The 13,308-nt window shown below is 31.3% G+C and carries 7 protein-coding genes; 6 read left to right on the top strand and 1 reads right to left on the bottom strand.

The genetic code is table 11. From position 1 onward, the window contains the following. Positions 1-69 precede the first annotated feature (69 nt). Positions 70-3,825 (top strand): transglutaminase domain-containing protein, encoded by a 3,756-nt coding sequence (locus tag D3P13_RS09615; protein WP_198680004.1) that lies wholly within the window; start codon positions 70-72, stop codon positions 3,823-3,825. Between the two features lie 218 nt (positions 3,826-4,043). Here D3P13_RS09615 and D3P13_RS09610 read toward each other — a convergent pair whose 3' ends face one another. Continuing rightward, positions 4,044-4,736: a hypothetical protein gene (locus tag D3P13_RS09610; protein WP_117881763.1), complete on the bottom strand. Its 693-nt coding sequence runs from the start codon at positions 4,734-4,736 to the stop codon at positions 4,044-4,046. Between the two features lie 161 nt (positions 4,737-4,897). Here D3P13_RS09610 and D3P13_RS09605 point away from each other — a divergent pair, with 161 nt between their 5' ends. The 5 genes from D3P13_RS09605 (at position 4,898) to ilvC (ending at position 13,243) form a co-directional block, all read left to right on the top strand. Continuing rightward, complete coding sequence (locus D3P13_RS09605) at positions 4,898-7,279, top strand: penicillin acylase family protein (protein ID WP_117881762.1); 2,382 nt, start codon at positions 4,898-4,900, stop codon at positions 7,277-7,279. Positions 7,280-7,634: 355 nt separating this feature from the next. Continuing rightward, positions 7,635-9,308 carry a dihydroxy-acid dehydratase gene (gene ilvD, locus D3P13_RS09600; protein ID WP_117881760.1) on the top strand — a complete coding sequence of 558 codons (1,674 nt, stop codon included), beginning with the start codon at positions 7,635-7,637 and terminating at the stop codon, positions 9,306-9,308. 10 nt (positions 9,309-9,318) lie between these two features. Then, a complete protein-coding gene (gene ilvB / locus D3P13_RS09595; protein ID WP_117881758.1) occupies positions 9,319-11,058 on the top strand; it encodes a biosynthetic-type acetolactate synthase large subunit in 1,740 nt (579 codons plus the stop codon). Positions 11,059-11,070: 12 nt separating this feature from the next. Next, complete coding sequence (gene ilvN / locus D3P13_RS09590) at positions 11,071-11,592, top strand: acetolactate synthase small subunit (RefSeq protein WP_117881756.1); 522 nt, start codon at positions 11,071-11,073, stop codon at positions 11,590-11,592. A 175-nt stretch (positions 11,593-11,767) separates the two neighbouring features. Then, entirely contained in the window at positions 11,768-13,243 is a 1,476-nt protein-coding gene (ilvC, locus tag D3P13_RS09585; RefSeq protein WP_117881754.1) for a ketol-acid reductoisomerase, read from the top strand. Positions 13,244-13,308: the final 65 nt, after the last annotated feature.

The raw sequence follows: 13,308 nt of genomic DNA, 5'->3' as shown, positions 1-13,308 counted from the left end.
ATAATATATAATTATATAATCAGCCTTAGTTTTTACTAGGGCTGATTTGTTATAAATAACCTTATGAGAATGAAGAAATATTTTAGTATAGTCATATTCTTACTTTCGATATCTATCAATGCACAAGAATTAGAGCTTTCTACGGAATGGAAACAAATATTAAATAATAAGAGACAAGAAGCTTTAAAAAGTTATAATAAGGGCATTAATGTTAATAGTATTGAAAGTTTGTTGCTAAAAAGAATAATTTCCCTTGAGAATGGAGGTTTAGAGAATGACGAAGAATTCTTAAGTGAAATTTTAAAGAAAAAAAATTATGAATATTATCTCTATGCTTTTTGGAATAAAAATTTTTTCTTTAAAAATTATTTACAATCTGGATTTGATAGTTCCACAAGAGGATTTCTGAAAGAAATTAATACTACCACAATTAAAACACCTACAATTAAAAATGCAGTCAATTATTTAAAAGCAGTTGTTAGCAGAGAGAAACGAGATTTTAATGCATATCAAAAGTATATTGATGATATACCAGCTTTAAAAAGATGGCAATATTGCGGTGTTTTTGAAAATTTAAATCAAAGTGGTTTAGATGTGATTTATTCTCCTGAAACAACTCCGTATAGTGAAGTGGAATTTGATGCGAACAGTAATGGAAAAATTAATTGGTATACGCCTAGAAATATTGGGAAAGAATCTTACCAGTTTATGTCTAACCACTCAGAGTATGGAGCTGGAGTTCATTATGCTCAAACATTTATTATATCTGAAATTAATCAAAGAGTAGTATTGAAACTGGGTAATTCATCTGCCTTTAAAGTATGGTTAAATGATGTCTTAGTTCTTGAGAATACGAATGATGTTAATACTGATTTGGATGCTTATAATATTGAATTTAATTTACCAAAAGGAGTAAATAGACTTTTGATAAAAAATGCAGAAAGTTCTTCTTCGACATATTTAATTGCTCGAATTACTAACATACATGGGAAAACATTAAGTACTATCACAGATAAAAGTGATTATAGTAAATACAATAAATCGACTTTAGACAATTTAGATGTAAAATTAGTGGAGCATCCCGTAGAAGCTTTTTTTAAGAAAAAAATAAAGGAACATCCTTCTGATTTTCTTTATAAATATGCATTAATGTCTTTATATATTAGAAACGGGAAATACACTGAGGTTAAAAAAATGTTACTCCCACTTAATGAAAAGTATTTGAAAAGTTCTTTTATAAGAAAAGAACTTATAGATGCGTATACACTAGAGAATGATATTACCACAGTTAATAATATAAAAAAGAACATGATCTTGGATGATCCTGATTATTATATGTCGTTAATGTTTGATTTGCAAGACAACAATAAGCTTTCTAGTTTATCTATGGACGATTTACAGGTGTTTTTAGATAAATTTTCAAAGGCTACTAATTACGAATTATTAAAATTGTCGAGTAATTTAATATTTGAGTCAAGAGAAATGGACAAAACTGCGATTAGAAGTTCACTTGATGGAATAATGAAAGTTTCGAATGACTGGGTTTATATTCAACGGCTTTATGGAAGTTTTTATTCAACAATTTTAAGCGATGATAAAAAAACTATAAATATTTTAGAGAATATTAATACAAACTATTTTGATGATGCAACTATAACTTTACTTTCTAATAAATATGAAAAATTAAACCAGAAGGAAAAGGTAATTGCATTGTATGAAACTGTTTATAAAAATTTTAGTTTCGAAAATTATTCAATCATCAAACTTGTAAAAAAGTTAATTAGTTATCAAAAATATGATAAAGCATTATTTTATGTAAATAAGGCTATAGAGAATTATAATTATTCATTTGAAGCTTTAAGGTTAAAGGCAGATATTTTAGTACAACAGGGTAAGAAGGATGAAGCCGTGAGGTTTTATAAAAAATCCTTGTCCTATGATAGTGGTAATAATAGTATTCGTAAAAAGATACATGATTTGACCAATACAAATGATGTTATAGAAGAATTGCACATAAAAGATATTTATAGTTATATCGCTTCAAACAGGAGTAAAATAGAGACTAATAATTACGGATATAACATCTTGTTAGATGATGCCATAGTTTTAAGATATGCTGAAGGTGGAGGTAAACATAGACTCACTTTTATTTATGAAATTACAGCTGAAGCTGGGGTAGAAAGATTTAAAGAATATGATTTAGGTTTAACTGGAAATTATAGGTTTATAAAAAATGAATTAGTTAAGAAAGATAAAAGTTTAGTACCAGCAGATAAAAAAGGAAGTAGTTTAGTTTTTAAAGGTTTAGAGGTCGGAGATGTCGTTTATATAGAGTATGAGAATTCGGATGAAGGTACAGGAAGGTTTTATAAAGACTATACTGATTACTATCAATTTGATTCGTTTCATCCTTGTTTAAAAACGAGTTATACAATCCTAGTACCAGAAAATATCAATATCAATTATACAATTGCAAATGGTAATTTAGATTTAAATAAAGAAAATGTTGGTGAGTATACCAAATACACATGGGTTTTAGAAAACGACCCTGGTATAAGTCAAGAAGAGAGCTATATGCCTAATAATGTTGATATTGTGCGGTATCTTCATATAAGCACAATAGAAAATTGGAGTAAAATATCAAATTGGTATTCTGATTTAGTACGTTCTCAAAAAATTGTAAATGCTGAAGTTGAAAGTGCATATAATAGGATGTTCCCCAAGGGTATTATGGGGCTATCTCAAGAAGAACGTGCAAAGAAGATCTATTACTACATTATGAATAACTTTAACTATAGCTCTATTTCGTTTCGCCAAAGTGGCTTTGTTCCACAGAAACCGTCAAAGACAATTTCGACTAAGCTAGGTGATTGTAAAGATTTTTCTACTTTATTTGTAACGTTGGCTGAAAAAGCTGGTTTGGACTCTAATTTAGTATTAGTATTAACCAATGATTACGGACAAAAATCAACAATTTTACCATCTCAAGATTTTAATCATTGTATAGTCAAAGTTATGATCGATGATAAAGGACATTATTTAGAATTAACAAATAAGAATTTGCCTTTTAAATCATTACCGACAAGCCTTATTAATGCTACAGCTTTAGAAATTCCGAACAAAACTGAAAAAGATAAGAATAATAATATATTTAAATTACCTGAATCTGTTGATAACCCGTCGACAATTGCGAGTAAAGCAACAATCCATTTTGTCGATAATAAGATAAAACTTGACGTTAATACGAAAATATCTGGTGCTGCCAGTTCCTATTACGTTGGTTTATTTGAAAACCCAAATTATGAGAACATAAAAAAAGATCTTCAAAAAGATTTTAAAAATAATTTAAATAGTAACATTATTATTGATACTATTCAAAATATTAATGCGAAAAGAGGCTTGTCTAGTATTAGTTATACTTCAAAGATTTTAATTGATGATGAAAATAAAACAATTGGATCTATTATTGTTTTTCAACTTCCAATTCTTTCGGTTGTTTTCGAAAATTCTATAATTAATTTACAAAAAAGAAGTTTCCCAATTGAGTTTACGCAATATGAAAACATTAATAATTATAATACATCATATAATATAATACTTCCAGAAGGTAAAAAATTCGTTGAAATACCGGAGAGTATTGCCTATAATTTTAAGTCTCATTCATATGCAATTACGTACAAGGTGATAAGTGATAATGAGTTGAAAGTTGATGTTAATGCGATTACTGATATTAAAAATAATATTTCTACTGAAGATTATGAAGAGTTTAAACTATATGTATCTAACATCATAAAGGCTAAAGAAGCATTTATTGGCTTTAAATAATAAGACGGCAAGGTTTTTCCTATATTTGAGAAAACAATCTTAACCTATTCCAAAGGTCAAAAAACTACTTGAATATTTAGTATCACTTTTTTTTAATAGGGATTACTGTTTTCTTTTTTGTTCAAAACTTAGAATTATGCCTAATCTTATTATCAAATAAAGTTGTAGTCATAACATGTTATCATCAATGATTGAACCCTTATGATGTGAGAAAACAATTAATTAGATTTAAAGTTGGTAGTGAAATTTAATTCTTCCTGTAAATAGATTAATAAGGTATATATAAAGAATGCTATTCCAAGCATTTCTAGTGTTTCCTCAATAGTGTATAATGTGGAAATCATAGTTTCGGTTGGATTTTGAATATCTGATACAACCATTGATCCGAGCATTTCAAAACCAATAGCTCCAAAAACATATATAAAACCTGATATTATAAATAGATTTCTTATTTTTATTGGTAACTTAAGTAGAAAGTATTTAAAATAGATAAAAGCAAAAACGACTGCAAATATTCCATATGGAATTACCCATGCAAAGTAAAGTGCTCCTATAAATTTAAACTCATTTTCTAGAAAATCTCCAATCCGCTCATGGATAGATGTAAATTCATCTACAGACAAAAACAAAAAACAAATTGACAAAATCATCCATAACATATACTTGTTATTCTTTTTTTTATGGATAAAAGAAATTAATGCAAGTAAAAAAGCACTAAAAAATAATATTAATGTGGAGAAGTAAGTTGGTAAATTGGTTTCTTGATCTAAATTTAAAATCTCATAAATAAATTTGTTGTAATATTCAAAATTTATTTTCGCTATAATTACTATACAGTTAGCGGTAACAAAAATAAGAATACATAGTATTAATAATTTAAAGGTTTTGATTGGGTTGATTTTTAGTTTCATTAATTCTTAATTTTTGAAATAAAAAAAATACTTACGGATGTTCATTTGCTTTTATAAACCTACAATATAGATAATTAAAAATTAAATTTAAAGAATATCATATTTTATGAGGAGCCAAATAAACACTAATTTGGCTATCTTTGAGAAAACAATCTTAACCTATGCGGATCTTCAAAAAACTACTTAAATATTTAGTATTACTTATTGTTCTACTAGGGATTGCTCTTTTCTTTTTTGTACAACACTTAAAACCTACTTATGATGGAGAATTAAACTTAAGCTCATTATCTGATAAAGTAGAAGTTTATTATGACGATTATGGAGTGCCGCATATTTACGCTCAAAATGAGTTAGATGCCCGAAGAGCGTTAGGCTATGTGCATGCCCAAGATAGATTATGGCAAATGGAAGTCATTAGGAGATTAGCCGCAGGACGACTTTCAGAATTGTTTGGAGAAAAATTAGTCAGAACTGACAAGTTTTTTTCAGGATTAGGTATTGAAGAAGCATCGGCAAAAACCATTGCCAACTTAAACAAAGACTCAGAAGCCTATAAACAGACCATGGCTTATATAGATGGTATAAATCAGTTTATAAAGAACGGACCAAAACCGATAGAGTTTTATTTAGTTGGTTTAGACAAAGAAGAATACACTTTAAAGGACGTTTATAATGTGTTTGGTTATATGGCCTTTAGTTTTGCAATTGCTCACAAAACAGACCCCTTATTAACGGAAATAAAGGAAAAATTAGGTGCAGATTATTTAAAAGAACTGAATATACCTATTACCGAAAATTCAACACTTATTAAAAATGAAGTAAATCCTATCTTAGAAAAAGGATTGGCCAATGCGGTAAATGATATCTATGAAAATTTACCCATCTCACCCTTTATCGGAAGTAATAGTTGGGTAATTGGAGCTGATAAAACAAAAAGTGGAAAAGTTATTTTGGCAAATGATCCACATATTGGTTTTAGTCAACCTTCGGTTTGGTACGAATCGCATATAAAAACACCAGATTATGAGTTATATGGTTATAATTTAGCCCTAACACCATTTCCATTACTTGGTCATAATAGAACGTATGGCTATGGTATTACCATGTTTGAAAACGATGATGTTGATTTCTATTTCGAAGAAAATAATCCTCAAAATGAAAATGAATATAAAACTCCTGATGGATTTGAAACTTATCAAGTAATTGACAAAGAAATAAAAGTTAAAGATGCTGAATCTGTTAAGTATAAAATAAAAGTAAGTAAGCACGGTCCATTAATGAATGGTATTATTGAGCACATTACAGATGAGCGACCAATAGCTATGGATTGGATATATACCAAATTAAATAATAAGCTTTTAGATGCTTGCTATGGTATGTCTCATTCAATTTCACTTTACAATTTTAAAGAGGCCGCGGCATTAATTCACGCTCCAGGTTTAAATATTATGTATGGTGATGCTGATGATAATATTGCGTGGTTTGCAGCAGCAAAATTATATAAATTGAATGATAGTGTAAATCCAAAAGTCATATTAAACGGATCTAGTGGAACAAATGAAAAAGTTAAATATTTAGACTTTTCTCAGAACCCTCAAGCTATAAATCCGAAAAGCAACTATGTGTATTCCGCCAATAATCAACCCGATTCTATTGATGATAGGTTGTATCCTGGCTATTATTTACCAGAAGATAGAGCGAAACGAATTGTACAATTGTTAGAAGCAAAAAGCGATTTCACCAAAGAAGATGTAATGATTATGATTAATGATGTTACGAGTGCTGTAACACCGTCAATAGTGGAAAATGTATTATCAAGTATAAAAGCAGATGATTTTAATGATAATGAAAAAAAAGCCATTCAAATTTTACAAAATTGGGATGGTAATTATAAGTTAGAAAGTACTGCTCCGACAATCTACAATCGCTTTATGTATGCCTTTTTAGTCAATACTTTTAGGGACGAAATGGGGTCAAGTTTTAATCAGTTTATAAATACCCGTTTACAAAAGAGAATGAATGCATTTCAAATGGCAAAAGACAATTCCATTTGGTGGGATGATATTTCTACGAAAGGCGAGGTGGAAAGCAAACATGCTATTATAACAAAATCAATAAAAGATGCGGTTACTTTTTTAGAAAATCAATTAGGTAACTCGATTGATCAATGGACGTGGAATAAAGTGCACACTGTAGAACACAAACATCCCATGGGAGAAGTCGCGGTTTTAAGAAAATATTTTAATGTTGGGCCTTTTGAAATTAATGGAGGTTCAGAAGTAATAAATAATTTGGGGTATAAGCTTGATAGTACAGGGTATTATCAAGTCACATTTGGCCCATCAACACGAAGGGTCATTGACTTTTCTGATATAGAGAATAGCATGAGTATTTTACCTACAGGGCAATCGGGTAATGTACTTAGTAAACACTATAAAGACCAAGCTAAAAAGTATAATAAAGGCGAGTTTGTGCCGATGCTTATGAATGAAAAGGTGATTAAAGGAATTAAGCGGAAGTTGGAGTTTAAACCAACCAATTAATTATAATTCAATAATTAGGAATTTTAAAATTATTTAGTAACATTTGTGTAGAAATGAAAACAAGAAATTTAATCAATAATACTATTCTTAATGTCGTGATTATTCAATGGCAGTAATTGGGAATGTCTTATTATTTTAAAATATAATAACCTTCCTAATTTTAGGAAGGTTTTTTTTTGAATTGAATATAATTTATTTTAGTAATTAAAATACTGACAATCAATTAATAATGTAAGAAATAGTCAATTGAATTTAATGTAGTATTAAGATAAGACATCTAAATAAATCATGTAAAAACTACTTTCGTAGGTGCATAGTAAAATTTCAGTAGTACCCAAATCGATAATAACATTTTATGATAAATAAATACAGTAGAGTCGTAACTCAAGATGATACCCAACCAGCTGCACAGGCCATGTTACATGCTGTGGGATTAAGTGATGAAGATTTTAATAAAGCTCTGGTAGGTATCGCTAGTACAGGTTATGAGGGGAACCCTTGTAACATGCATTTAAATGATTTGGCCAAGCTCGTCAAACAGGGTACAAAAGAAGCAGATATTGTTGGTTTAATTTTTAATACGATTGGTGTAAGTGATGGTATATCTATGGGAACACCTGGTATGCGTTTTTCATTGCCTTCTCGTGATGTTATTGCTGATTCTATGGAAACAGTAGTACAAGCTATGGCATATGACGGAATGGTTACGGTTGTTGGTTGTGATAAAAATATGCCTGGAGCCTTAATAGCAATGTTGCGTTTAAATCGTCCATCTATTTTAGTGTATGGAGGTACAATTGCATCAGGTTGTCATAACGATAGAAAATTAGATGTTGTTTCTGCATTTGAAGCTTGGGGCGAAAAAGTTGCAGGTACCATGGGGGAGGAAGAATATCAAGCAATTATTCATAAAGCAATTCCAGGAGCTGGTGCTTGTGGAGGAATGTATACAGCAAATACTATGGCTTCGGCTATTGAAGCGTTAGGTATGGCTTTGCCATATAATTCTTCAAATCCGGCTATTAGTGCAGAAAAAGAAGCAGAAAGTATTGCAGCAGGTAGTGCCATGCGTCTCTTATTAGAGAAAGATATTAAACCTTCAGATATTGTAACACGCAAGTCTTTAGAAAATGCGGTGCGTTTAGTAACTATTTTAGGTGGTTCCACTAATGCAGTATTGCACTTTTTAGCAATAGCTAGAGCAGCAGATATTGAGTTTACCTTAGCGGATTTCCAAAGAATTAGTGATGAAACACCATTTTTGGCAGATTTAAAACCAAGTGGTCAATATTTAATGGAAGATGTACATCGTGTAGGAGGTATTCCTGCAGTATTAAAATATCTTTTGGTGAATGGCTTATTACATGGTGATTGTTTAACCGTAACTGGAAAAACATTAGCCGAGAATTTAATGGATGTTGATGACTTATTAGAAGGTCAAGATGTTATTAAATCGTTGGAAAATCCAATAAAAGCTACAGGACATTTACGTATTATGTTTGGTAATTTGGCAGAAGAAGGGTGTGTGGCAAAAATAACAGGAAAAGAAGGCTTACGTTTTCAAGGTACAGCACGAGTGTTTGATAGTGAATTTGAAGCCAATGACGGTATTAGAGATGGTATCGTTAAAAAAGGAGATGTAATCGTCATCCGTTATGAAGGTCCAAAAGGTGGTCCAGGAATGCCAGAAATGTTGAAGCCAACAGCAGCCATTATGGGTGTTGGTTTAGGTAAAGATGTGGCATTGATTACAGATGGTAGATTTTCAGGTGGTACACACGGTTTTGTGGTAGGACACATTACACCAGAAGCTCAAGAAGGAGGCACAATTGCCTTGGTTGAAAATGGTGATGAAATTATTATTGACGCAGAAACAAATAGTATTACTGTAACAGTATCTGATGAAGAGTTGAAGCGACGAAAAGCCAATTGGAAACAACCAGATTTAAAATTTAATAAAGGAGTATTATACAAATATGCAAAAACGGTTTCGTCAGCATCAAAAGGATGTGTAACAGACGAGTTCTAATATATAAATTATGAGTACAGAAACACAAACTGTTAAAACAACAACAACAAAAACTTCTAAAATGGTAAATATTTCGGGTGCAGAAGCCGTTATCAAATGTTTGTTAGAAGAAGGTATTGATTTAATTTATGGCTATCCAGGTGGAGCAATTATGCCTGTTTATGATGAGCTTTATAAGTACCAAGATAAGTTGCATCACGTATTAACACGTCACGAGCAAGGTGCTACACATGCTGCTCAGGGTTACGCAAGGGTTACGGGTAAAGTAGGTGTTGCCATTGCAACTTCAGGTCCAGGAGCAACCAATTTGGTTACGGGTATTGCAGATGCTCAAATAGATTCTACACCAATGGTCTGTATTACAGGTCAAGTAGCAAAACAATTGTTGGGTTCTGATGCATTTCAAGAAACTGATATTATCGGCATATCAATGCCAGTTACCAAGTGGAGTTATCAAATTACTGATGCTTCTGAAATTCCAGAAATTATGGCGAAGGCATTTTATATTGCTCGTTCTGGAAGACCTGGTCCTGTATTGATAGATATTACGAAAAATGCTCAGTTTGAGAAATTTGATTTCGAATATAAAAAATGTACTTCTGTACGCAGTTATAAGGCAATACCAGATGTAAATGAACATGCTATTAATGCTGCAGCGGAAATAATAAATGAAGCTAAAAAACCAATGATCGTTTTCGGTCAAGGTGTTATTTTAGGTAAGGCAGAAGAAGAATTTAAAGCTTTAATTGAAAAAGCAGGAATTCCTTCGGCTTGGACTATTTTAGGTTTGTCAGCATTACCAACAGACCATCCTTTAAATGTTGGTATGGTAGGTATGCATGGTAATTACGGACCAAACAAGTTAACAAATGAGTGCGATGCTCTTATAGCAGTTGGTATGCGTTTTGACGATCGTGTTACTGGAAATTTAGATTTCTATGCTAAACAAGCAAAAATTGTTCATTTTGAAATAGACCCTGCCGAAATTGATAAGAATGTGAAAACAGATGTTGCGGTATTAGGAGATGTTAAGGAGACTTTAGCTAGAATTTTACCAAAAATCAATAAGAATTCTCATTCAAGTTGGATGCAAGAATTTAAAGATTATATGGATATTGAATATGATAAAGTCATTAAAGATGATTTATATCCTGAAAAGGAAGGTTTAACCATGGGTGAAGTTATCAAACATATTAATGAGGCCTCAAAAGGAGATGCTATTATTGTATCTGATGTTGGTCAACACCAAATGATAACCTGTAGGTATGCCAAATTTAATAAGTCTAAAAGTAATGTAACTTCTGGTGGATTAGGTACAATGGGCTTTGCTCTACCTGCTGCCATTGGAGCTAAAATGGGACAACCTGATAGAGATGTGGTTGCCATCATTGGAGATGGAAGTTACCAAATGACAATACAAGAGTTAGGTACTATTTATCAAACAAAAGTGCCTGTAAAAATTGTAGTATTAAACAACGAGTTTTTAGGGATGGTACGTCAATGGCAACAATTATTTTTTGATAAAAGATATGCCTCAACGGAAATGGTAAACCCTGATTTTGTAACCATTGCAAAAGGGTATCATATTGAAGCAGAGCAAGTATCAAAAAGAGAAAATTTAGCGAGTGCAGTTCAAAGAATGATGGACTCAAAAGATGCTTTCTTTTTAGAAGTATGTGTAGAAAAAGAAGGGAATGTGTTTCCGATGATTCCTTCAGGGGCAAGTGTTTCAGATGTTAGATTAAGTTAATTATATAATTACATGGAAGATATTCAAAAATTTACATTTTCGGTTTATACTGAAAATAATATAGGTATATTAAATCGCCTTTCGGCAATATTTTTAAAGCGTCATTTCAACATTGAAAGTATGACTGTTTCTAAGTCGGAAATTGACGATGTACACAGATTTATTTTTGTGGTAAATATCACAAAATCACAATCTGATAAATTGATTGGTCAATTAGAAAAACAGATTGAAGTCATAAGAGCTTATTCACATACTGAAGATGAAATTATATACCAGGAAACAGCATTGTTTAAAATTTCTTCAAAGCACCTTTATGATGAGGAGATTCAGAATAAACTAAAATTTAGAAGGGCAAATATCATTGCAATTACACCTCATTATTTTGTGATTGAGGCTTCTGGTTTAAAAGATGAGATAGACAATATGCATGATAAATTGAAGCCTTATGGTTTGCTACAATTTGTACGTTCTGGACGTATTTCAATTTCAAGACCTAAAATGGCTATTTCGGAATTATTAAAAGAATATAGTTAATAGTAATGATAGTCCCTTTTCTGGATTTTAAGGGGGAGTATCTCATGGCGTCACTTTAAGTTTTTTCGAAGTGATAGTAGTGAAGAAAATGTATCGAGAAGAGGTTCTCGATATCCCAAAGTATTGAATTAAATTATAAAAATAAATAAATCAAACAATAATAAAGTATCAAAAAATGACAAATTATTTTAACACACTACCATTAAGATTGCAATTGGAACAATTGGGTCAATGTGATTTTATGGACCAATCAGAATTTACAGTTGGCGTAAAAGCTTTAAAAGGTAAAAAAATTGTAATTGTTGGTTGTGGTGCACAAGGATTGAATCAGGGTTTAAACATGCGTGATTCAGGTTTAGATATTTCTTATGCCTTAAGAGAAGGTGCAATTAAAGAAAAAAGAGCTTCTTTTAAAAATGCATCTGAAAATGGATTTACTGTTGGTACCTATGAAGAATTGATTCCAACGGCTGATTTAGTTTCAAACTTAACACCAGATAAGCAACATACTGCTGTTGTAAAAGCGGTGATGCCTTTGATGAAAAAAGGAGCAACATTATCCTATTCTCATGGCTTTAACATTGTTGAAGAAGGTATGGAAGTGCGTAAAGATATTACTGTCATTATGGTTGCACCAAAATCTCCAGGATCAGAAGTAAGAGAAGAATATAAGAGAGGATTTGGAGTACCTACTTTAATTGCTGTACATCCAGAAAATGATCCTGAAGGAAAAGGTTTTGAGCAAGCAAAAGCATATGCTGCTGCAACAGGAGGAGATAGAGCAGGAGTGTTAAATTCTTCATTTGTAGCTGAGGTAAAATCAGATTTAATGGGAGAGCAAACTATTCTATGTGGTTTGTTACAAACAGGTTCAATTTTGTCATTTGATAAAATGGTAGCAAAAGGAGTTGATGCTGCTTATGCTTCAAAATTAATCCAATACGGTTGGGAAACTATTACCGAAGCTTTAAAGCATGGTGGTATTACAAATATGTTAGACAGATTGTCAAATCCTGCTAAAATTAAAGCCTTCAAGTTAAATGAAGAATTAAAGCAAATAATGCGTCCACTTTTTCAAAAACATATGGATGATATTATGAGTGGTCATTTTTCAAAAACGATGATGGAAGATTGGGCTAATGGAGATAAAAATTTGTTAACTTGGAGAGAAGCTACAGGTGAAACTGATTTTGAAAAAACAGAAAATACAAGTCAAGATATTCCAGAACAAGAGTATTTCGATAATGCAGTTCTAATGGTTGCTTTTGTACAGTCAGGTGTTGAATTGGCTTTTGAAACTATGACAGAAGCAGGTATAAAACCAGAGTCTGCCTATTACGAATCATTACATGAAACGCCATTAATTGCGAATACTATCGCAAGAAAAAAACTGTTTGAAATGAACAGAGTAATTTCTGATACTGCAGAATATGGATGTTATTTATTTGACCATGCTTGTAAGCCATTATTAACTGATTTTATGAAAGATATTGATATCGATGTAATTGGTACGGCTTATGGAAAAGGTAAAGATACTGGCGTTGAAAATCAAGAATTAATAGCAGTGAACAAAGCGATAAGACAACATCCAGTTGAGAGTATTGGAGCAAGCTTAAGAGCTTCTATGACGGCAATGAAAAAAATTGTTTAATAGTAAGATTGAGATATAGTATGTTTCTGGCTTCTAGATAGTCATTGAAAAGAAACTTTTACGGT

Source organism: Aureibaculum luteum, assembly GCF_003449015.1.
GTDB lineage: Bacteria > Bacteroidota > Bacteroidia > Flavobacteriales > Flavobacteriaceae > Aureibaculum > Aureibaculum luteum.
Note: the sequence above shows the minus strand (reverse complement) of the source record. Positions and strands in the feature narration are given on the sequence as shown.

Coding starts and splice junctions, on each gene's coding strand:
- D3P13_RS09605 (WP_117881762.1), top strand. CDS start 4,898: ATGCGGATCTTCAAAAAACTACTTAAATATTTAGTATTACTTATTGTT.
- D3P13_RS09615 (WP_198680004.1), top strand. CDS start 70: ATGAAGAAATATTTTAGTATAGTCATATTCTTACTTTCGATATCTATC.
- D3P13_RS09610 (WP_117881763.1), bottom strand. CDS start 4,736: ATGAAACTAAAAATCAACCCAATCAAAACCTTTAAATTATTAATACTA.
- ilvD (WP_117881760.1), top strand. CDS start 7,635: ATGATAAATAAATACAGTAGAGTCGTAACTCAAGATGATACCCAACCA.
- ilvB (WP_117881758.1), top strand. CDS start 9,319: ATGAGTACAGAAACACAAACTGTTAAAACAACAACAACAAAAACTTCT.
- ilvC (WP_117881754.1), top strand. CDS start 11,768: ATGACAAATTATTTTAACACACTACCATTAAGATTGCAATTGGAACAA.
- ilvN (WP_117881756.1), top strand. CDS start 11,071: ATGGAAGATATTCAAAAATTTACATTTTCGGTTTATACTGAAAATAAT.